General features: G+C 44.8%; 18 protein-coding genes. 3 read left to right on the plus strand and 15 right to left on the minus strand.

The window, feature by feature from the left end:
- Positions 1–33 precede the first annotated feature (33 nt).
- The 7 genes from polA to NSQ29_RS17855 form a co-directional block, all read right to left on the minus strand.
- The gene (gene polA / locus NSQ29_RS17825) at positions 34–2,703 is read right to left on the minus strand and encodes a DNA polymerase I (protein ID WP_341125738.1); all 2,670 of its coding nucleotides are present in this window, start codon (positions 2,701–2,703) and stop codon (positions 34–36) included.
- Between the two features lie 309 nt (positions 2,704–3,012).
- Complete coding sequence (gene phoU, locus NSQ29_RS17830; protein ID WP_042186547.1) at positions 3,013–3,672, minus strand: phosphate signaling complex protein PhoU; 660 nt, start codon at positions 3,670–3,672, stop codon at positions 3,013–3,015.
- 73 nt (positions 3,673–3,745) lie between these two features.
- Positions 3,746–4,501, minus strand: coding sequence for a phosphate ABC transporter ATP-binding protein PstB (pstB, locus tag NSQ29_RS17835; RefSeq protein ID WP_042186541.1), 756 nt, complete (start codon positions 4,499–4,501; stop codon positions 3,746–3,748).
- Positions 4,502–4,700: 199 nt separating this feature from the next.
- Positions 4,701–5,429, minus strand: coding sequence for a response regulator transcription factor (locus tag NSQ29_RS17840; RefSeq protein WP_042125998.1), 729 nt, complete (start codon positions 5,427–5,429; stop codon positions 4,701–4,703).
- Between the two features lie 109 nt (positions 5,430–5,538).
- A complete protein-coding gene (pnpS, locus tag NSQ29_RS17845; RefSeq protein ID WP_341125739.1) occupies positions 5,539–7,335 on the minus strand; it encodes a two-component system histidine kinase PnpS in 1,797 nt (598 codons plus the stop codon).
- A gap of 180 nt (positions 7,336–7,515) precedes the next feature.
- Positions 7,516–7,902, minus strand: a complete 387-nt coding sequence (locus tag NSQ29_RS17850; RefSeq protein WP_339269977.1) for a VOC family protein — start codon at positions 7,900–7,902, stop codon at positions 7,516–7,518.
- A gap of 195 nt (positions 7,903–8,097) precedes the next feature.
- On the minus strand, positions 8,098–9,660 hold the full coding sequence (locus tag NSQ29_RS17855; protein ID WP_042193545.1) for a fumarate hydratase: 1,563 nt from the start codon (positions 9,658–9,660) through the stop codon (positions 8,098–8,100).
- Positions 9,661–9,762: 102 nt separating this feature from the next.
- On the opposite strand from NSQ29_RS17855, the gene yfbR reads away from it, so the two are divergent.
- Entirely contained in the window at positions 9,763–10,368 is a 606-nt protein-coding gene (yfbR, locus tag NSQ29_RS17860) for a 5'-deoxynucleotidase (RefSeq protein WP_143764010.1), read from the plus strand.
- Between the two features lie 88 nt (positions 10,369–10,456).
- On the opposite strand, the gene NSQ29_RS17865 is transcribed toward yfbR, so the two are convergent.
- From NSQ29_RS17865 to NSQ29_RS17885, 5 genes are all read right to left on the minus strand, one after another.
- On the minus strand, positions 10,457–11,326 hold the full coding sequence (locus tag NSQ29_RS17865; RefSeq protein WP_339269975.1) for an SDR family oxidoreductase: 870 nt from the start codon (positions 11,324–11,326) through the stop codon (positions 10,457–10,459).
- A 211-nt stretch (positions 11,327–11,537) separates the two neighbouring features.
- Positions 11,538–11,966 (minus strand): hypothetical protein, encoded by a 429-nt coding sequence (locus NSQ29_RS17870; RefSeq protein ID WP_042125989.1) that lies wholly within the window; start codon positions 11,964–11,966, stop codon positions 11,538–11,540.
- A 173-nt stretch (positions 11,967–12,139) separates the two neighbouring features.
- The gene (gene mdh, locus NSQ29_RS17875; protein WP_042186530.1) at positions 12,140–13,081 is read right to left on the minus strand and encodes a malate dehydrogenase; all 942 of its coding nucleotides are present in this window, start codon (positions 13,079–13,081) and stop codon (positions 12,140–12,142) included.
- A 62-nt stretch (positions 13,082–13,143) separates the two neighbouring features.
- Positions 13,144–14,439, minus strand: coding sequence for an NADP-dependent isocitrate dehydrogenase (gene icd, locus NSQ29_RS17880; protein WP_341125740.1), 1,296 nt, complete (start codon positions 14,437–14,439; stop codon positions 13,144–13,146).
- Positions 14,440–14,690: 251 nt separating this feature from the next.
- On the minus strand, positions 14,691–15,803 hold the full coding sequence (locus NSQ29_RS17885) for a citrate/2-methylcitrate synthase (protein ID WP_042186527.1): 1,113 nt from the start codon (positions 15,801–15,803) through the stop codon (positions 14,691–14,693).
- 395 nt (positions 15,804–16,198) lie between these two features.
- Here NSQ29_RS17885 and ytvI point away from each other — a divergent pair, with 395 nt between their 5' ends.
- Positions 16,199–17,314, plus strand: coding sequence for a sporulation integral membrane protein YtvI (ytvI, locus tag NSQ29_RS17890; protein ID WP_076283318.1), 1,116 nt, complete (start codon positions 16,199–16,201; stop codon positions 17,312–17,314).
- 90 nt (positions 17,315–17,404) lie between these two features.
- Here the strand turns inward: ytvI and NSQ29_RS17895 are convergent, their stop codons facing one another.
- Genes NSQ29_RS17895 through NSQ29_RS17905 form a run of 3 tightly spaced genes read right to left on the minus strand, consistent with a single transcriptional unit; the run spans position 17,405 to position 19,546 of the window.
- Positions 17,405–17,803 carry an FxsA family protein gene (locus NSQ29_RS17895; RefSeq protein ID WP_042186523.1) on the minus strand — a complete coding sequence of 133 codons (399 nt, stop codon included), beginning with the start codon at positions 17,801–17,803 and terminating at the stop codon, positions 17,405–17,407.
- Positions 17,800–18,327, minus strand: a complete 528-nt coding sequence (locus NSQ29_RS17900) for an acyl-CoA thioesterase (RefSeq protein WP_042186522.1) — start codon at positions 18,325–18,327, stop codon at positions 17,800–17,802. The genes NSQ29_RS17895 and NSQ29_RS17900 overlap by 4 nt, the downstream gene beginning before the upstream one ends.
- Positions 18,328–18,364: 37 nt before the next feature.
- Positions 18,365–19,546: an MFS transporter gene (locus tag NSQ29_RS17905; protein ID WP_042186520.1), complete on the minus strand. Its 1,182-nt coding sequence runs from the start codon at positions 19,544–19,546 to the stop codon at positions 18,365–18,367.
- Between the two features lie 109 nt (positions 19,547–19,655).
- On the opposite strand from NSQ29_RS17905, the gene NSQ29_RS17910 reads away from it, so the two are divergent.
- A complete protein-coding gene (locus NSQ29_RS17910) occupies positions 19,656–20,351 on the plus strand; it encodes a G1 family glutamic endopeptidase (RefSeq protein ID WP_341125741.1) in 696 nt (231 codons plus the stop codon).
- The last annotated feature ends 97 nt before the right edge of the window (positions 20,352–20,448 follow it).

The raw sequence follows: 20,448 nt of genomic DNA on the forward strand, positions 1-20,448 counted from the left end.
CATTATAGCTGATATGCACACCTTAAAGGGAGCCTATTTCGCTTCGTACCAGTTGCTACCAAAACTTACCTCTGCTTTAAGCGGCACCGATAACTGCAATGCTCCACCCATTACTTCCGGCAAAAGCGTCTTCATGAGCTCCATTTCATCCTCTGGCACCTCGAATACAAGCTCATCGTGTACCTGAAGCAACATACGGCTCTTTAGCCCACGCTCAAATAGCGCCTTGTCCATATGCACCATCGCCAGCTTAATAATATCAGCGGCAGTTCCTTGTATAGGTGTATTCATTGCTGTACGTTCCGCAAAAGAACGTAAATTAAAGTTCTTCGCATTAATCTCAGGCAAGTAACGACGGCGTTCCAGCAGCGTGGTTACATAACCATGTTTCCTTGCATCAACTACGATATCATCCATATATCGACGTACACCTTGGTATACCTCGAAATACTGCTCAATAAATTGAGCGGCTTCTTTGCGAGGAATATTCAAGTTCTGCGACAGACCATAATCACTGATTCCGTACACGATACCAAAGTTAACGGCTTTAGCAGCACGACGCATATTGCTATCAACCTGATCGGCGGTAACTCCAAATACATCCATCGCTGTCTTCGTGTGAATATCCATATCATGGAGAAAAGCTTCCTTCATCCGCTCATCACCGGAGATGTGCGCAAGTACCCGTAGTTCAATCTGCGAATAATCCGCCGCCAGAATGGACCAGCCCGGTTCGGATGGAACAAACACTTTACGGATTTTACGTCCTTCTTCTAAGCGGATTGGAATGTTCTGCAGGTTCGGAAATTGGCTGCTAAGACGTCCTGTCGCAGCAATCGTCTGCCGATAGAATGTATGCACCTTCCCTGTTTTCGGGGAAATTTCCTTGAGCAGCCCCTCTACATAGGTGGATTGCAATTTGGCAATCGTGCGATATTGTAGAATCAAACGTACCACATCGTGATACGGTGCTAACTTTTCCAGCACCTCTGCGTCTGTTGAATATCCGGTCTTCGTCTTCTTGACGACAGGAAGACCCAGTTTTACAAATAAGATCTCGCCCAACTGCTTTGGTGAATTCAAATTAAACTCTGTGCCACAAATTTCATAAATTTCGGTGACCAGCTTTGAAATCTGAGCTTCGAATTCTTTTCCTAACTCTTTAAGATCTCCTTCATTGACTGCAATCCCCTGTTTCTCCATATCCGCAAGAATACGTGATAATGGCATTTCGAGATCCTCGAACAGTCCGGTCATCGCCGTTTCAATCAATTCCTGCTGTTGTTTCTGGGCGATGCCAAGTACCGCAGCACTCTTACGTGCGACATGATTTCCTAAGATTTCAAGCTCAGGAATTTTATATTTGGCGCCCTTACCAAATACATCTTCATCAGGTGACAATCTTGGCAAACCGTATTTCGTAGCGAGATCGTTTAGGTTCTGATTAGCTTCCGTCGGATCCAGCAAATAAGCCGCCAGCTGCACATCATGGGCTGCACCTGCAAAAGCAATCCCCTGCCAATGCAGTGCCAAATCAGCACGGTGAAGATCATATCCGCTCTTCGGAGCCTTCTCATCTCCTAGCCAGTCGCGTAGCTTCGCAGCCGCTGGTTTCTGTAGTAATTCAAACGGCACATAATAATGTCGCTCCAGAGTAGATAGCCCTACCCCGATCACCTCGGCACGATGCGGATTATCCCCATTGGATTCTACATGCAGTGCCGAAATACTAGGGAGCGCTTCATTTAGCGCCTCAAGTTCATCTTCACTCACGATCGAAATATCGAGTGTAGCAGCTTCTACTTCTGCTGCACCCTCTTCTCCATCAGCTACTGGAGCATAGGCACTAAGTGACAACCTTTCCAGAAGTGATTTGAATTCTAATTTTGCGAGTGCGGGTCCTGCTGTATCCGCAGAAATTCCGTTAAAGATCATATCTTCCCACGAATGTTCAAGAGGCACTTCACGATAGATGGTTGCCAGTTTCTTACTCATGACAGCGTCTTCCGCGTGTGCTTCCAGTTTTTCTTTCATTTTACCTTTAAGCTCACCGGTGCCTGCTAATACACCTTCTACCGATCCAAATTGATGCAACAGCTTGAGCGCTGTTTTCTCACCAACACCCGGAACGCCCGGAATGTTATCACTCGCATCACCCATCAGTCCCTTAAGGTCGATGATCTGCTCGGGTGTTAAATCATATTTCTCACGAATTTGTTCTGGTCCATAAAGCTCAACCTCAGTAACTCCTTTGCGGATCAACGCAACGGTCGTATGTTCGGAAGCCAATTGAAGCATATCCTTGTCTCCCGACACGATCATAACCTGCCGGCCTGCTTCATCTGCTTGGCGAGAAATGGTTCCAATAATATCATCGGCCTCATAATTGCCAATTTCAAACTGCGGTACACCCAGATTTCTGAGCAAATCCTTCAGCAGTGGAAACTGCTGGGAGAGCTCGGGAGGTGTCTTTTGCCGACCGCCTTTATAATCCTCATAACCTTCATGCCGAAATGTGACTTTTCCTGCATCGAAGGCAACAATCATATGTGTCGGCTTGTGTTCTTCAATTAAACGGAGCAGCATCGTTGTGAAACCGTACACCGCGTTCGTCTGTTGCCCTGCTGTATTCGTTAGCGGGGGCATCGCGAAAAATGCGCGGTAAATAATATTATTTCCATCTATAAGTATCAACTTGTCCATAGTGCACCTCGCCTTTTTCATGCTTACTTCTTACATCTTAACATATGGCCTGTCCAAGTAGAAACGGCTATACAACAAGTAGCCGTCCTAATATAAGGACGGCTACTCAATTTACCTAAAAATAAACAAAAGATGTGAAGGTGCAAGTAATGGAGGAGAGGTTTGGAACTGTAGGAGCAGAGCGCCCGCCTTTGTCTCTGGATTTACACCACTAAAGGTGGTTAAAATAAAATAAATCTGGAGACAACAGCGGCCGAAAGTCCAAACACTCTCTGTAATTACCAGCCACTGAACATCTTTTGCAAAACACTACTCATTCAAATCTGGACGACTACCGGTAACCAGGTAAACTACGCTTTCACCAATGTTAGTAGCGTGATCGCCAATCCGTTCGATATAACGGCCTACCAGTGTCAATAACATAGCTTGGGATACTGTCTCCGGCTTTGTTACCATATAAGAATACAACTCATTGATCATCGCACCATACAATTGATCGACCTGATCATCATCCTGTGCCATTTTATAAGCCAGATCAGTGTTCTCATCCAGGTAAGACTGGATCGCCTCATCGATCATAATTGTCACGATTTCAGCCATACGAGGAATGTCTACAAGGGGCTTAATCAGCTGTTGGCCTTGAAGACGCATGGTCGCTTTAGCTACATCAATCGCCAGATCCCCCATGCGTTCCAAATCGCTTGATATTTTGAAGGCAACGATAATGCGGCGCAAATCCTTAGCTACGGGCTGCTGCGTAATAATTAAGCGTGAGCCAATTTCCATGATTTTATCTTCCATGGCATTCAGCTGTAAATCCGCTTCAACGACTTCCTGTGCGAGCGTTGTATCTAGATTTTGTAATGCATTAATTGCACCTTCAAGAGCATCCTTAACATGCTCACCCATCTGCTGCAGCAGACTGCGCAGCTCTTCCAAGTCTTTATCAAATTCTTTTCTGCGAATCATAATAAGAGCGATCCTCCTCATTAACGTATGGTCAGCTTGCCATTTCCAGGGACGAACACCCTTTTAAATCTGATCAGCCGAAACGTCCGGAAATATAATCTTCAGTGCGGGAATCTTTAGGGTTCGAGAAAAGCACCTCTGTGTCCGCCGCCTCTACAATTACACCATTTAAGAAAAACACGGTTCGACCGGATACACGTGCGGCCTGATGCATGTTATGAGTTACCATAACAATGGTATACTCACTTCTTAATTCCTGAACAAGCTCTTCTATCTTGAGAGTGGATACAGGATCGAGCGCAGAGGTTGCCTCATCCATTAGCAGAATATCAGGCTGTACTGCTAACGCTCTAGCAATACAAAGCCGCTGCTGCTGTCCACCAGACAAGCTAAGGGCAGATTTCTTCAGAAAATCTTTCACTTCCTCCCATAGGGCGGAGTGACGCAAGCTTTTTTCTACGATCTCATCCAGTTCACTTTTGGAACGGATGCCGTGTAAACGGGGACCGTAAGCTACATTGTCGTAAATCGACTTAGGAAAAGGATTCGGCTGTTGAAACACCATACCGACCTGCTTACGCAGGCTTTCCACCTCTACCTCATCACTATAAATATTTTTGCCACCGATGTTTACAGTTCCTTCTATACGTGTGCCAGGAATCATATCATTCATACGATTCAATGTGCGAAGCAACGTGGATTTCCCGCAACCGGAAGGTCCAATAAAAGCGGTAACCTGTTTCTCCGGGATTTGCAGATTCACATTCTTCAGTGCGTGGAACGACTCATAGTAGAGATCAAGATTCTCTATGTCAATGATGGATTTCATTAGTGTTTACGTCTCCTTCTCATCATCTTCGATCTCCATGATAAGCTTTTAGTGTAAATACAGTTGGAGAGAAATGTTAACGCAATGTAAAATCAGTAAGATGAATGGGTCCACATCACAGTATTTCCCCAGAAGCCAACTAGTACTCCGAGCATTTCTTATTTATGAAAAGTATAGAAAAAATAGAACTCCAGTCACTCTAAATGACCGGAGCTCTTTTTTTATTAACCACTAATTTATAGCCTACGCCTCGAATCGAATCGATATGAACGGATTCTGGATCCAGTTCAAGCTTTTTACGAAGTGAACTTACATGCACGTCCACCGTACGCTGCCCACCAATATAATCAAAGCCCCATACAGCATTCATGAGATCATCTCTCGTCAACACAACCCCTGGCTTACGAGCCAAATATAATAGCACTTCGAACTCTTTAGGCCGTAAATTAATACTATGACCACCGAGGGAGACTTCATATCTCTCAGGGTAAATCTCTAATTGACCTAAGATAATGGTAGATGCAGAGATAGGTGTTTCTGTAGGTGCTTCCTCAGCAAGTCCAGAAATCCTCCGAAGTACAGCACTTACTCTAGCGAGCAGTTCAGAGACGCCGAATGGTTTGGTTATATAATCATCAGCACCTGATTTCAGCCCTCTAACAACATCTTCTTCCGCATTTTTGGCGGTCAACACAATAATAGGTGTACGGATACCTTGTCCACGCAATTTATCAAGGATGTCAATGCCATTCATACCTGGCAACATCAGATCTAATACGATCAAGTCAAAAGGTTCCCTCGTCGCACGATCATATCCTGCCGTACCATGATCCTCTACTGTTACCTCGTAACCTTCCTGCGTTAAGTTATAGGACAGCAGCCGGGCCAGTGTCGGTTCGTCTTCAATGACAAGCAATCGTTGAGCCATAGGTTCCCCCGTCTTCCATATAGTTTGATTTTTACAAAGCAACAACAAAACAATCATATCACCACAATGTTAACTTGGTGTAAAATCAATAAGGTGAATTTACAAAAATCTAATCCGCCTTTTCTTCCTGCAAGAGCGGCAACTCAATAATAAATGAACTTCCGATCCCCAGATCACTTTTAACCGAAATCACACCATGGTGCAGATCTATCAAGTGCTTCACAATAGACAGTCCCAGCCCCGTTCCACCGGAACTTCTTGATCTTGCTTTATCCACTCGATAAAAACGTTCGAAAATGCGCGGCAGATCCTTTTTGGGAATTCCCATCCCTGTATCGGTAACGGTAAATTGGACATTCTCAGAACCATCTGGCTTCAGTATATTCTTAACATAGACTTTTACGCCACCCCCTTCATGCGTGTAATTAATCGCATTGGAGAGCAAATTCATAAAAATTTGACGTAGTTTATCTTCATCGGCCTCAATGAACAGCTCCTCAGGAACCTCTACGTTAAGACTAATACTTTTCTTCTCAGCCACTTTGCTAATGGTTCCCAGCACGGAATCAAAGAATTCAATGATATGAACAGGTGAGCAATCGAGCTGCACACGTTTAGATTCGATTTTAGATAATTCCAGAATATCTCCAATCAATCGATTTAAGCGTTCGTTCTCATCATAAATAATTTGCAAGAAGGAACGGGCTGTCTTCTCATCCTTAACCCCACCACCCAGCAAGGTCTCGGCAAATCCTTTAACAGCGGCAACCGGCGTCTTCAATTCATGGGATACGTTAGCGACAAATTCACTTCGCATCCGCTCCAGGCGACGAATCTCTGTTACTTCCTGCAGCAGGAAGAGCATGCCTCTATACGTCCCGTCCTGGATCATAGGTACTGCGTCCATACGTACAATCCGCTCTCTCGGATTGTAAATACTTCGTTCTTCATGGAGCGGTTCTTTATTCGATACCCCTTCTTCAAGCAGACGTGTTAACTCATAATGACGCTTTAGCTCCTTGTACGAATGACCCGCCATTTCACTGTTGCTAACATCCAGCATCCGCTCTGAGGCTCGGTTCAGCAGGGCAATTTCTTCGTCCGCATTGATCATTATGATGCCGCCAGTCATATTGTCCAGTACGCTTTGCAGCAGATCCTCATTATCACGAATAGTCTTAAGCTGAGCTTGAAGACTGTCAGCCATGGCATTTATCGCTGTCGCCAGCTGCCCGACCTCATCTTTACGCTTCAAATGGACTCTTGCATCATAATCAAGATCTGTAATACGCCGCGCGACTCTCGTGATTTGTTCAAGCGGTGAAGTCATGCTCGATGCCACTTTGTAGCTGACAATAGTTGCTGCCAGGAACAAAACAACTAACCCCCCAGCCATAATCATCCAAGCACGGTTAAGCCCTTCCGTTACTGCATCCAGTCCCATCGAGACCCGAATGTAACCGTCAAAACCATGATCTGAGGTCACCCGCTCAGCTACATATAACATCTCGCGATCTAAAGTTTCGCTGTAACGAATGGCTCGTCCAGTCCCCTCTTTAGCCGCAACAATCTCCTCTTCACGATTGGCGTGATTGTCCATCTCCAGAGGATTTTTCTCTGAATCCCCTAAAACTTCACCTGACTTACTGATAAAAGTAATCCGGGAATCTAGAAGCTCGGCAACATGCTCTGCCTGCTCCGTATAATACGGAATGGCATTGGTGGCGTTCATATCTACAAATTCCAATGTGCCTGCGAGTAGATTTATTTCCCGGGACATGTTCTCTTCGAGAGCAGCTATATGGGAGCTCTTAAACAGATGAGCCATCGTAAATCCAGTGCCAATCATGGAAATACCGATTAAGGCCATAAGTATAAACGTAAGACGAGCGCGAAACGGTTTCATCTGAAGTGTGCCTCTCCCTTTTTCATTGTATCTTTTATCCTAACTTCATTTTCATCAAAAAACCAGTGCTACTATTTTCGTGACATAAATCCCTACTATAATAGATTATATAAAAATAACAGCCCAAGTTGATTATCTCTGGACTGTTACTTTGTATTACTTTTGTAAAATATCATGATTTCATTCTATACAGGTTGCAAGAAACCACTGATTGCCCTGAGCATCTCTAATACCCGCTCCTCTTTCTCCATAAGGCTTATCCAATGGTTCTTCAATGATGGATGCCCCGGCATCCAAGCACTTACGAAAGGTCTCATCCACATTTCTTACATATAGATGAATAGCGAGCTGTACTGGTGAATATTTCTCATTAGCCTCGGAAACCTCGATGATCGAATCTCCTATTCTAAGTTCTGCATGTCTAATCTTGCCTTCATCATTCCGCAGCATATCATTAATTCTTGCATCAAAACAGTTCACAACAAAATCAATCAATTGATCTGCACCAGCCACGATAAAATACGGAGTAACGTTAAGAAGACCATTTCTAATATAATGTGGTACCATTCGTAAACCTCCTTTAGACAAGCATAAACACCTTCGGCGTCCCTATCTATATAGACGCTAAGTGATTACACGAGGAATATAAGGATAGATTATAGCGTGGAACATATAAATTCTTATATTTTCGATAAAACCGGAGAAAAAGCCATAGCAGCGGATGTCCCCACTTTATGACTATTTCACCGGACTGTACCCGACTTATTTAAATACAGGTTCTTTAAACTGAGTTAATTTTGCTGCGGAATCTTTCTCTACATCTGCGTGCAGACTGTTGCCATGGGCATCCATCGTTACAATAGCAGCGAAACCATCCACATCCAAATGCCACATTGCTTCAGGAATGCCAAATTCCATAAAATCAACAGCATTTACCTTCTTGATGCATTCCGCATAATACTGTGCAGCGCCACCAATCGCATTGAGATATACGCCCCCGTGCTCCTGAAGAGCTTTTAGCGTTTTTGGACCCATTCCACCTTTTCCGATGACGGCACGAATTCCAAATTTTTTGATAATATCGCCTTGATAGGGCTCTTCTCGGATACTAGTAGTCGGACCCGCTGCTTTAACATGCCAGCCTTCCTCGTCCTTCATCATTACAGGACCACAGTGATAGATAACTGCACCGTTCAAATCCACCGGAGCCTCATGATCCATTAGATATTTATGAAGTGCATCGCGGCCCGTATGCATTTCGCCGGATAAAATCACTACATCCCCAACTCGTAAACTACGGATATCCTCTTCACTAATCGGTGTGGTCAGGTGGACTTCGCGAGATCCAGTAGCTGCATTGTCTTCACCTGCATCCGCCACTTCCGTTTCCGACGCCTGGTCCCGTCCATCATCAACCGAAATCCCTGTACCGCTCTCGTACAACCAGTCCTCTATATTGCCTGTTGACGGATCAACCAGCACACCTTGGCGACGGAAAGCCCAACAGTTGTAGGCAACAGATACGAAAAAGCTGGCTGGCAAACGATTCATAACGCCGACCTTACAACCAAGCAGCGAAACTTCCCCACCAAAGCCCATCGTTCCAATACCCAACTTATTGGCATTCTCCATGATATAGTCTTCCAGCTTGCTGAGATCCTCTATTGGATTAACATCCTCCACTTTGCGGAACAGCTGCTTCTTAGCCAGCTCATAGCCAGTTGTGCGGTCGCCGCCGATACCAACACCAATAAAACCAGCGCTACAGCCTTGCCCTTGTGCCTGATAAACAGCATGTAAAATACATTTACGAATTCCGTCCAGATCACGGCCTGCCTTGCCCAATCCTTCTAATTCTGCTGGAAGGCTGTATTGAATATTCTTATTCTCGCAGCCGCCACCCTTCAGAATCAGTCTGACATCTATTTTTTCCTCTTCCCATTGTTCAAAATGAATGACCGGTGTACCTGCTCCCAAATTATCTCCGCTGTTCTCACCTGTCAATGAATCTACAGAATTTGGACGAAGCTTACCATTCTTGGTCGCCCGTACAATGGCGTTGTGAATATCTTTTTTCATCTCAATCTGATTGATTCCCACAGGTGTGTGAATGATAAATGTAGGCATTCCCGTATCCTGACAGATCGGTGATACTTGCTGCTCAGCCATTCCGATATTTTGAGCAATCGTAGTTAACGCAAGACCTGACCGGGTAGCTCTGTCCTCTAGTGCGCGACCCTTGGCGACCGCCCGGCGTACATCACCCGGCAAGTTCGTGGACGTTTCAACAATTAGATTATAAATGCTGTCTTCAAAATGCTGCATATTCATTCAAGCTCCTCTCAGCAGATCCAGATTATCAAAAGTCTGATACAATTAGTATAATAATATCATACCTAGCAGCTCATGAAAGGGGTTACTTTAAAATTGAACTACCATTTTTCCGCCTATTTATATCGGCTTCAATATATTCAGCGCTGGAGCCTAATGCGCAGCACCGCACCTGAGAACGTTGCCGAGCATTCTTTCCATGTAGCTCTGCTCACACATATGCTCTGTTCCATTGGTAATATTCATTATGGACGTTCATTAAACGCTGAAAGAGCAGCAACTATGGCCCTGTTCCATGATGCCAGCGAAGTGTTCACGGGTGACATTGCCACACCAGTGAAATACAATAATCCTCGGCTACTTACCAGCTTCCGCGAAATGGAAAGAATTGCTGCGGAACGCTTGACCGGTATGATTCCTCCCGAGCTTCAGGGCATTTACACGCAGCTCATGCAGCCAGAAGACAGTTCTCCCGATTCAGAGGACGTTCTCCTGCACAGCTACGTTAAGGCAGCCGATCGACTGGATGCTTACCTAAAGTGTGTCTGGGAGGTTGCTGCGGGCAACCGTGAATTCGCAGCGGCGAAAGAGCAGACAGGTGCGAAGCTACGCGGACTCGGCTTACAGGAAGTAGATTATTTCCTCACTCATATGGCTCCGAGCTTTGAAATGTCGCTCGATGAGCTGTCTGCTGGAAACTAAATCCCAAGATCAATACAAAAAGCTCTAATTCGGCTAACCCTGAATTAGAGCTTTTTAAATAAGTATCTAGGTTTGGTTGGCTGAGCGTCTACCCGTTTACGACCTCGCCACCATTTACATGGATAACTTGTCCGGTCACATAACTCGAATCGTCGGAGGCTAGATATACATAAGCTGGGGCCAGCTCCTCCGGTTGTCCCGGTCGCTTCATAGGCTGCGTACCGCCGAACTCACTAACCTGTTTTGCATCAAAAGTAGATGGAATAAGCGGTGTCCAAATTGGACCCGGAGCAACGCCATTTACCCGAATGCCTTTCTCTGCCAGATTCGTAGATAAGGAACGCGTGAAGCTCAGAATGGCTCCTTTCGTTGACGAATAGTCCAGTAATTGTGGACTACCTCGATAAGCGGTAATCGAAGTCGTATTAATGATAGCTGATCCTGCTTTTAGATGAGGCATAGCCGCTTTGGTCAAATAAAACATTGCAAAAATATTCGTACGGAATGTACGCTCTAGCTGCTCGGACGTAATATCCTCGATCTTAGCTTGTGGATGTTGCTCCGCCGCGTTATTGATGAGAATATCCAGTTTCCCGAGGCCCTCTACCGTCTTTTTAATGAGATCTTTACAGAAGGTTTCCACACCAATATCTCCTGGAATCAGAATGCATTTGCGACCTTCCTGCTCCACCTGGCGTTTCGTTTCCTCTGCATCAGAGTGTTCATTCAGATATGAAATAACTACATCGGCGCCTTCTTTTGCAAAAAGAACAGCCACTGCCCGTCCGATCCCGCTGTCTCCTCCAGTAATAAGTGCCGCCTTGCCCTGCAATTTACCTGCCGCCTTATAATTAGCCGGTTCATATTTCGGCAACGGCTTCATTTCGCTCTCAATTCCTGGTTGATGATGCTGTTCTTGCGGGGGTAAGGTTTTCGTAGCTTGCTTGTCGTTTGACATAATCCTAGCTCCTCTCGTTAAGTAATTGATAGTTAACTGATCATCTTAGGATGGCTCAAGCGTATACGTTTATACGCCGGCTTTATCATTTTTTAAAATTGCTGTATGAAAAGTTACTTACCACATGGCTGAGAGAATCAAACAATCCGAAGTTTTTTGAACACAAAAAAACCCGCTCTCCTTTACGGAAGCGGGCTCATAGTGCTACAGATTAAATAATATCGTTAAATACCATGAAGAATACCATCAGCAGCAATGACACGGACAGCAGCGCACTAAGCGTACGCAATTTGCCTGTTTCTGCTTTGACATCACGGTTCTCACGAATTCCAGCAGCAGCAAGACGCAAAGGCTTGCTCATAATACCACCAAGTGCAAACATTGCTAGCAACAATACAACGATAATGATCATCCATGCTACAGAATAATCACCTTTGGTCATCATGTAACCACCTGTAAGTAGTTGAATCACTAAACCGTACTGTGCAAAGCGGTTAAATCCAGTAACTGCACTTAACGTACCTTCTTTTGCTGCAGGCGACAATTTTTCTGCACGACCGATGATGAAAGGCAGTACAAGGTAAAATCCTAGTGCCAGCGTCCCGATCATATGTAAGAAAAACAAAACGTTCCAATCCATATCATATCTCCTCCAATTTAACTGTGATAATAGTTACATATAATTATACCCATAATATTAGAATAAGAAAAGCAACTTAGGTGTCCATTCTTTGAAGTTGTTGATATAAAAAAAGAGAGCGCCCTTAAGCCATTTCACGGCCTTCGGGACCCTCCCCTTTCATCTGACACAATCTACACAGATAATATTGCTGTTACACTACGTACGGACTCTGCGGACTTATCTAAAGCCGCTTTCTCCTCAGCCGTAAGCTCCAGTTCAAAGATCTTCTCAATCCCATTCGCACCAAGAAGAGCTGGAACGCCCAGAAACAGATTGTCATAACCATATTCGCCTTCAAGCAAGGCAATAACCGGAATGATCCGTTTCTTATCCTTCAAGATCGCTTCCGTCATCTGAACTAAAGAGGCTGCAGGAGCATAATACGCACTACCATTTCCTAAAAGGTCAACGATTTCCCCGCCACCCACACGTGTACGCTTCACAATCTCCTCAATACGATCCGTAGGAATCAATGTATCGATCGGAATGCCTCCGACACTAGAATAACGAACGAGCGGTACCATATCATTGCCGTGTCCTCCTATTACGAAACCACGTACATCTTCAACGGATACGTTCAGCTCTTGTGCAATAAAAGTGCAGTAACGCGCTGTATCCAGCACACCGGATTGTCCAATTACGCGGTTTTTCGGAAAGCCTAACGCTTCAAATGCAGCATAAGTCATCGCATCTACCGGATTACTCAAAATAATTACGATGGATTCCGGTGCCACATCTCTTACGTTCTCGCATACCGACTTTACAATCCCTGCATTGATATTCACAAGATCGTCGCGGCTCATCCCTGGTTTACGGGCAATCCCTGCAGTGATAATTACAATATCAGAATCTACAGCATCTTCATAACTTGAGGTTCCTATAATATGACTGTCGAATCTCTGCACAGGACCTGCTTCTTGCATGTCAAGTGCCTTACCCTTGGTTGGGTTCTCCATTTGTGGAATATCGAGCAGCACAACGTCTCCAAGTTCCTTTTGAGCTAACATAAGAGCTGTAGTAGCGCCGGTAAAACCGGCACCTACCACTGTAATTTTATAACGCTTGATCGCCACAGATTCGCCTCCTAGAAATGATAAAGGTAAGGCTAATGTTATCTGGCTAAGGCTAATCTAACCTATAGGTGGTTAATAATTTCGTCTGCAAATGCGGAGCATTTCAGCTCAGTTGCACCTTCCATCAGACGGGCAAAGTCATAAGTCACGGTCTTATTGTTGATAGCAGTTTCCATACCTTTATAAATCAGGTCCGCTGCTTCCTGCCAGCCCAAGTGCTCCAAGAGCATTACGCCGGACAGAATAACAGAACCAGGATTCACAACGTCTTTGTCTGCATATTTAGGAGCTGTACCATGGGTAGCTTCAAAGATGGCGTGGCCAGTAATGTAGTTAATGTTCGCTCCAGGAGCGATGCCGATGCCGCCGATTTGTGCAGCCAGTGCGTCGGACAGGTAATCCCCGTTCAGGTTCAACGTAGCAATAACATCGAAATCAGTTGGACGAGTCAGAACTTGTTGCAGCGCGATATCCGCAATTGCATCCTTGATAATGATTTTGCCAGCAGTTTCAGCATCCTTCTGAGCAGCATTAGCGGCAGCCTCACCGTCACGTTCCTTAATCACATCATATTGACTCCAAGTGAAGACCTTATCTCCGAACTCTTGCTCAGCTACTTCATAACCCCAGTTTTTGAAGGCACCTTCAGTGAACTTCATGATGTTTCCTTTGTGAACAAGCGTTACGCTCTTACGTCCGTGCTTGATCGCATATTCAATTGCAGCGCGCACCAAGCGCTTCGAACCTTCGGAGGATACCGGTTTGATACCAATACCAGAAGTTTCAGGGAAACGGATTTTGTTAACTCCCATTTCTTTTTGCAGGAATTCGATGACTTTCTTCACTTCAGCAGAGCCTTCTTGATATTCAATCCCTGCATAGATATCCTCTGTATTCTCACGGAAAATAACCATATCCACCAGCTCAGGACGTTTAACAGGAGAAGGAACACCTTGGAAATAACGAACTGGACGCAGACATACATACAAATCCAATTCTTGACGCAAAGCTACATTCAATGAACGAATACCGCCTCCGATTGGAGTAGTAAGTGGTCCCTTGATCGCCACAAAATATTCGCGGATTGCTTCCAACGTATCATTTGGCAACCATTCACCATATGTATTGAAAGCTTTTTCGCCAGCAAATACTTCGTACCAAGCGATTTGCTTAGTGCCACCATAAGCTTTAGTTACTGCTGCATCAAGTACGCGCTTGGAAGCTTTCCAAATATCACGGCCTGTGCCGTCACCCTCGATAAAAGGAATGATTGGATTATTCGGAACTTGTAGTTTTCCTTCTTTAATCGTGATTTGTTCGCCTTCTGTAGGTAGATCGAATTTTTCTAGTTTCAACATTTGAGTGTATTCCTCCTAAAGTTTTTTGGGATTTAAATAGCATTGACAAACATCGAAGCATAAACGCCTTCGGCGTCCTTATAAGGACGGTAAGTGTTTAAGCGAGAAATATAAGACATAAAGTATCGTGTGAAACTTATACTTTCTTATATTTGAACAAAACTCTCATCATCATTAAAATCAAAAATTTAAAACACTATTGCTAGGGTTCATTCTACTAAACTTTAGGAGCAGCCCGCAAGGCTGCTCTTCTATCTTTCGTCTACTGGAACGTATTTCTGTTCAACCATACCCGTATATTCTGCACGTGGACGAATAATGCGGTTATCTGTATATTGCTCCAGAATATGCGCAGTCCAACCTGAAGTCCGGCTAATTGCAAAAATAGGAGTGAACAGTTCACGATCTATGCCTAGCTGTGTATAAACAGAAGCCGAATAGAAATCAACATTCGGTCTTAATCCCTTTTGCCCGGTAATCAATTGTTCAATATTTACGGACATGTCGTAAAGGGTGGTGTCATTTTTCATCGTGCCAAGCTCCAGCGACATTTTCATCAAATGTTTTGCACGTGGATCACCATTCTTATATACTCGATGACCGAAGCCCATGATTTTCTCACGGTTATCCAGTTTCTTACGGATAAACGGTTCAACCGCTTCCAAACTTCCGATCTCCTCTAGCATCTTCATAACAGCTTCATTCGCCCCACCGTGAAGCGGGCCTTTGAGCGCACCAATAGCGGAGGTGACCCCAGAATAAATATCGGATAATGTCGCAACTGTAACCCGGCCAGCAAAAGTTGAAGCATTCAGCTCATGGTCCGCATGAAGAACAAGTGCGGTATCAAGTGCTTTGACAGATACGCTGTCCGGCTCTTTTCCCCACAGCATATACAGGAAGTTCTCAGCAATAGAAACGCCTTCTTTCGGAGCCACTGGTTCAAGCCCCTTACGAATACGCGACAGTGCCGCCACAATTGTTGGGAGTTGTGCCTGCAATTTTACCGCCTTAATCTCGTTCGCTTCTCTGCTCATATCGTCAGCCGCTTCATCATAGAGAGCAAGGCTTGATACAGCCGACCGCAATGCTGCCATGGTGTTGGCGTCTTTTGGATAGAGCTTCATTTGCTCGATTACCTGTTCAGGAATCTGTGCGAAGGCACTAAGATCCCGCTTGAGCGCTTCCAGCTCTGGCACCGTCGGCAGACTGCCGAACCATAACAAATAAGCTGTTTCTTCGAAGGTAGCATGTTCTGCAAGTTCATCAATATCATAACCGCGGTAAGTGAGTACACCATCCACAATAGAACTAATGGATGAAGTTGTTGCAACGATACCTTCCAAGCCTTTGGTAGCTGTCATAGCATATCTCTCCTTTGCCAACAAGGTATAAAAACAATCTTAGTTCCATGAAAACATTTCCAATTGAAAGCATTAAAAAATCTAATAAGTGCGTGTAAGAACATTTCCGTCAGGAATGCTGTATGACCAACATGCTTCGTATCTTTATTCATCATACTGGATTTTGTCGGTTATGTGAACAATGTGGAAGCTTTGGAGCGCATCAAATGATTTTATCAGAGAGATAGAAAAAAACTTCTAATCCCCTGATTCAATTTTTTCATTTCAGTTTAGAGATTCCGGACCATTCTAATATTTATCCCGCATTCTAGTCTTTAAATCGATCCTATGAATATATATGAAGACGAGCTCTTATTCCCCTGTCTATGCAGGAATGAAGAAGGTGTGGTCTCGGTATGGATCGTTTGGTATTAAAAAGACTGCTGCGCGGCCTGTGGGTCGTTCTGGCAACTTCCATCCTCCTGCTCGCAATCTATTTATTACTTCCGCTGTTATACCCCCTGTTGCTCGCTTGGCTGCTCGCATATATCATGCATCCATTAGTACTTATTCTTAAAGGCTTTAAATTACCAAGCTGGCTTGCGGTATCACTCGCGCTGCTATTTTACATAGGCGGAATCACACTAGTCTTAACCGCGATGATTACAAGACTCGTAAAAGAATTAATCGTCTTGCTGCAAACCTTTAATCTCCACACTGACCAATGGAAGGATCTTCTGATGTCCTTAAGCCAGAATGCAAGCATTCAGAACATCATCAACCAGATTAATCAATTCTACCGTGACAATCCTGACTATCATGCTACGATTGACAGCAATATCAGCAGAACAACGGAAACTGTAGGTTACGCAGTCACGCAAGTGGTCACGGGATTTTTTAATGTAATATTGAAACTGATCTCCGCACTTCCTAGTATGGGTACGATTCTTATCGTGGTTGTCCTTGCTGCCTTTTTCATTAGTACGAGTTGGGAGCGTCATAATGATAAACTTACAGGCTGGCTGCCGACAGTATTCCTAAAGCCTGTGTCAGATATCTGGAGAGATTTACGCAGAGCACTCTTCGGTTATCTTCGCGCCCAGGTCATCCTCATCTCAATCACAGCGATCATTGTAGTAATCGGGCTGCTGCTGCTGGGTGTGAAGTCTGCATTTGCTATCGGCTTAATGATTGGCTTTGTGGATCTACTACCTTATCTCGGTGTGGGAATTGTGATGCTGCCTTGGGCGTTATATTCTTATATGACGGACAATCTGGCACTAGGGATAGGACTATCCATACTTTACGCTGTTATTCTTATTACCCGGCAGGTGCTTGAGCCGAAAGTGCTCGCCAGCAGCATAGGACTCGATCCCCTTGCCATGTTAATTGGCATGTTCGCCGGTCTGCAGTTGTTCGGTATGCTAGGGCTGATCATCGGCCCCGTTGTCCTAGTAGTCCTTGTTGCCTTTAACCGAGCGGGCGTATTCCGAGCTTTGCACAGCTACATTGTTAGCGGCAGATTAAGATAGGAACCGATAATCATCAATTCGTAAAATAGCAAACAGAGCGGTCCCTTCAGCAATGACAGGGTCCGCTCTGTTATTGTTGTAAAAAGTATACTACCGACGGTAAAAGGTGAAGGTGCCATTCTTCATCTTCTTCTCAATCCACTTCAGCAAAAATATACGGTACAAAGGCCGAGTCAATGGAAATACTAGCGTGAAACCGACAATATCGGTTACGAAACCCGGCAATATCAGTAGCAATCCTCCGAAAAAAATACATAAACCATCCAGCATCGTCCGACCAGGAACGCGGCCCTCCTGCATATGTGTTCTGCTGTCCTGCAGCACTTTCTTACCTTCAAATCGCATCATTAGTAGACCAATTACTGAAGTGGTCAGCATAAGCAGCAACGTTTTAAATGCTCCAAGTTGATCTGCTACGTAGATAAAACCGAATAATTCCACAGCAGGAATAATAAATAGTCCAGCCCATAACCATTTGCTTCTAATCATACTGAACCCCCTTCTTCCCGCAGCGCCTCTTTTATTGCGTGAAAGAGCTCTGGAAGGGCTCTATCCAGCCTAGCAGGCCTCCATTCCTGGTTCACCCAAACATGACTTGTCGTGCCTGTAACCAGCAGCTCCCCAGGTGGATCCATCGACCGCAACTCCCCTAGAGTAGCCAATAAATCTTCTGAATTTCCACCTTCTTCTTCCGAAAGCCTCCGCACTTGATACTCAAATACGACTCGTAACGCTGAGAAGGTAGTCATTCGCGCATACACGGAGATAAGATCATCATATCGCGCCGGACTTTTAAATTGCAAATCTGCTGAGGTGACAGGAAGTAAGACGCCTTGTTTCTCAAGTTCGCGATAAGTAAAACCAACCTGACGAAACATCTCCGTACGACCAGACTCAAACCAGTTCAAATAATTCGCATGATACACGACACCCATCTGATCACTTTCCTGATAGCGAACACGCAGGGTCGACTTATACCATCGGCTGGGCAAGCCAGCTCGTTCTAATTCCATCTATAAATACTCCTTTCAGCATAGCAGCAGGGAAGCGTTAAGCCTGGGCCCCGCCTGAAGATAGCGTCGTAGATAATTTGCGCCGAGAGTTTCTGGCAACATAGAACAGCAGCATTGCTCCTGCGATAGAGCTCAACATACAAGACAGATTCATTACTTCTACCCCGCCTTGATTGAGCAAGAATCCATTCAGTAAATTACCGACAATGCCAGAAAAACCTGCAAACACCATATTAAATACACTTTGGCCAGTGGCCTGCATCTCGTTAGACGTGATCTGAGATACATATTCGACTGCAGCAATATAAAAGAACCCAAATGAAAGACCATGCAGCACTTGCACTCCGATCATTACCGATGGATAAGGAAAAGCAACCTGAATACCCCACCGCAAAACATAAATAAGAGCCCCAAGGAGCAAGGTCCGCTCACGACCCAACCTCTTAATCACCTTAGAAGCAAACAGCATGGAAGGCACATTCGTCACCGATGCGAGAAAGAGCGCAATCCCTGCATAGCGCGTAGACCCTCCAACCGATTGAAAAGCAATTACAAAGTATGTACCAAAAGCAGCCATCGTCTGGTTCACAAGAAAGCTGCCACCCAAAAACGCAAGGAAGACCCGATTCCCCAGCAGTTGTCTTACCCCCTGAGTAAACGATTGCCTCATCATATGATTCTCTTCCGCCTGCTTCGGCAATGTAAACGCAATAAGGACTGCAATCAGATTAAAAAAGAGAAAAGGTAGCCATATCGTGGATACAGAGAAGGTAGATACGTACACCCCTCCTGCATAAGCTCCTAGAGCCGCTCCAATGCTCATCATAAGCCGGATGCTACCGTAAGTGGCTCCGGCTCTATTCGCCGCCGAAATCGCGTAAGAATCGGCTATAGGAGCCTGTGTAGAGGAGAAGATCGTTGAGCACGTATACACCAGAAGAAGTACAATGAAATATTCCGAACGATAAAAGACGGCTAGTAAGGCCGGAACCGCCACACTTAGGATTAGTACTAAACGCGTCTGATTATACCGATCAGAGATAATCCCCCACATCGGCTGAATGGTGATTGCAACTAGCGTGCCTGTTGCCATTAGTATACCTATCTGTCCACTATTAAGTCCATTATGGACCAGCAGCAGCGAAAGATAAGAGCCAAATGAACCGCCGGCCAATCCTAAAAATAGATAAAAGCCGCGCAGCTTCGATAATTTTTCCATTTGTACTATGAGTCCTCCAACTTTATATTTTTATATTTTAACAGAACACCCGTACTTCATATGTAATCATCGCATTTAATATAGCAGTACTATAAAGGCGGTGGACAAGTTGAGCATAAAATATAACTCTCTCATGGTAAATCATCCTTGTCTAACAGACAAATCTAATGCGAGCAATAGACAAAGCTCTGCTTTTGGCTGGTCATCTAAGAACTGGAGTGGCTACACTGTTACTGGTAGAAAAGGTGCCTTCAATCGCATTTCCGGTGAATGGACCGTCCCATACGTAAAACCAACCCACAAATCCACCTATTCCTCCGCATGGATTGGCATCGACGGCTTCAAGAACAGTAACCTTATTCAGACGGGAACAGGTCATGAATTCGTAAATGGGATTGCCCGTTATTACGCCTGGTGGGAAATACTACCTGACGTCGAGACCGTAATCCCTTTTCCAGTATACCCTGGAGATCATATGAAGGGTACTATCACAAAAATAAACCACACGAAGTGGTCTATCACACTCCGGAATTTAAGCCGAAATTGGACCTTCCGAACGCTTCAGCGATATACTGGTCCGCAGACCTCCGGCGAATGGATTATGGAGGCTCCTGAGGTCGATGGTTCCATCGCAAAGCTGGCCCGCGTGAGCACTACCCGCTTCAACTGCTGCCGAATCAATGGAAAACGACCTAGGTTAACTCTTTCTAATGGAGGGATCATGGTCCAGAATAACACCACCGTTGCGGTTCCTTCCAGTCCAAGCCCTCGAGGGGACTCTTTTAGCGTCAAACGTATATACTAACAGCATAAATGGATTCAGTATAAAAAAAAGAGCTGCCTCATTTGTAGATTTTCACTACATCTGAGACAGCTCTTTTATTTCTCGCATAAACGCTTAC

Source organism: Paenibacillus sp. FSL F4-0236 (assembly GCF_038000135.1).
Taxonomy (GTDB): Bacteria; Bacillota; Bacilli; order Paenibacillales; family Paenibacillaceae; genus Paenibacillus_AQ.

What these genes read in the sequence shown, in the direction of transcription:
- ytvI (WP_076283318.1), top strand. Translation starts at nt 16,199, where the DNA reads ATGGATCGTTTGGTATTAAAAAGACTGCTGCGCGGCCTGTGGGTCGTT.
- pstB (WP_042186541.1), bottom strand. Translation starts at nt 4,501, where the DNA reads ATGAAATCCATCATTGACATAGAGAATCTTGATCTCTACTATGAGTCG.
- NSQ29_RS17905 (WP_042186520.1), bottom strand. Translation starts at nt 19,546, where the DNA reads ATGGAAAAATTATCGAAGCTGCGCGGCTTTTATCTATTTTTAGGATTG.
- pnpS (WP_341125739.1), bottom strand. Translation starts at nt 7,335, where the DNA reads ATGAAACCGTTTCGCGCTCGTCTTACGTTTATACTTATGGCCTTAATC.
- NSQ29_RS17865 (WP_339269975.1), bottom strand. Translation starts at nt 11,326, where the DNA reads ATGTCAAACGACAAGCAAGCTACGAAAACCTTACCCCCGCAAGAACAG.
- NSQ29_RS17900 (WP_042186522.1), bottom strand. Translation starts at nt 18,327, where the DNA reads ATGGAATTAGAACGAGCTGGCTTGCCCAGCCGATGGTATAAGTCGACC.
- NSQ29_RS17885 (WP_042186527.1), bottom strand. Translation starts at nt 15,803, where the DNA reads ATGACAGCTACCAAAGGCTTGGAAGGTATCGTTGCAACAACTTCATCC.
- phoU (WP_042186547.1), bottom strand. Translation starts at nt 3,672, where the DNA reads ATGATTCGCAGAAAAGAATTTGATAAAGACTTGGAAGAGCTGCGCAGT.
- NSQ29_RS17895 (WP_042186523.1), bottom strand. Translation starts at nt 17,803, where the DNA reads ATGATTAGAAGCAAATGGTTATGGGCTGGACTATTTATTATTCCTGCT.
- NSQ29_RS17840 (WP_042125998.1), bottom strand. Translation starts at nt 5,429, where the DNA reads ATGGCTCAACGATTGCTTGTCATTGAAGACGAACCGACACTGGCCCGG.
- polA (WP_341125738.1), bottom strand. Translation starts at nt 2,703, where the DNA reads ATGGACAAGTTGATACTTATAGATGGAAATAATATTATTTACCGCGCA.
- icd (WP_341125740.1), bottom strand. Translation starts at nt 14,439, where the DNA reads ATGTTGAAACTAGAAAAATTCGATCTACCTACAGAAGGCGAACAAATC.
- NSQ29_RS17850 (WP_339269977.1), bottom strand. Translation starts at nt 7,902, where the DNA reads ATGGTACCACATTATATTAGAAATGGTCTTCTTAACGTTACTCCGTAT.
- NSQ29_RS17855 (WP_042193545.1), bottom strand. Translation starts at nt 9,660, where the DNA reads ATGCAGCATTTTGAAGACAGCATTTATAATCTAATTGTTGAAACGTCC.
- NSQ29_RS17870 (WP_042125989.1), bottom strand. Translation starts at nt 11,966, where the DNA reads ATGGATTGGAACGTTTTGTTTTTCTTACATATGATCGGGACGCTGGCA.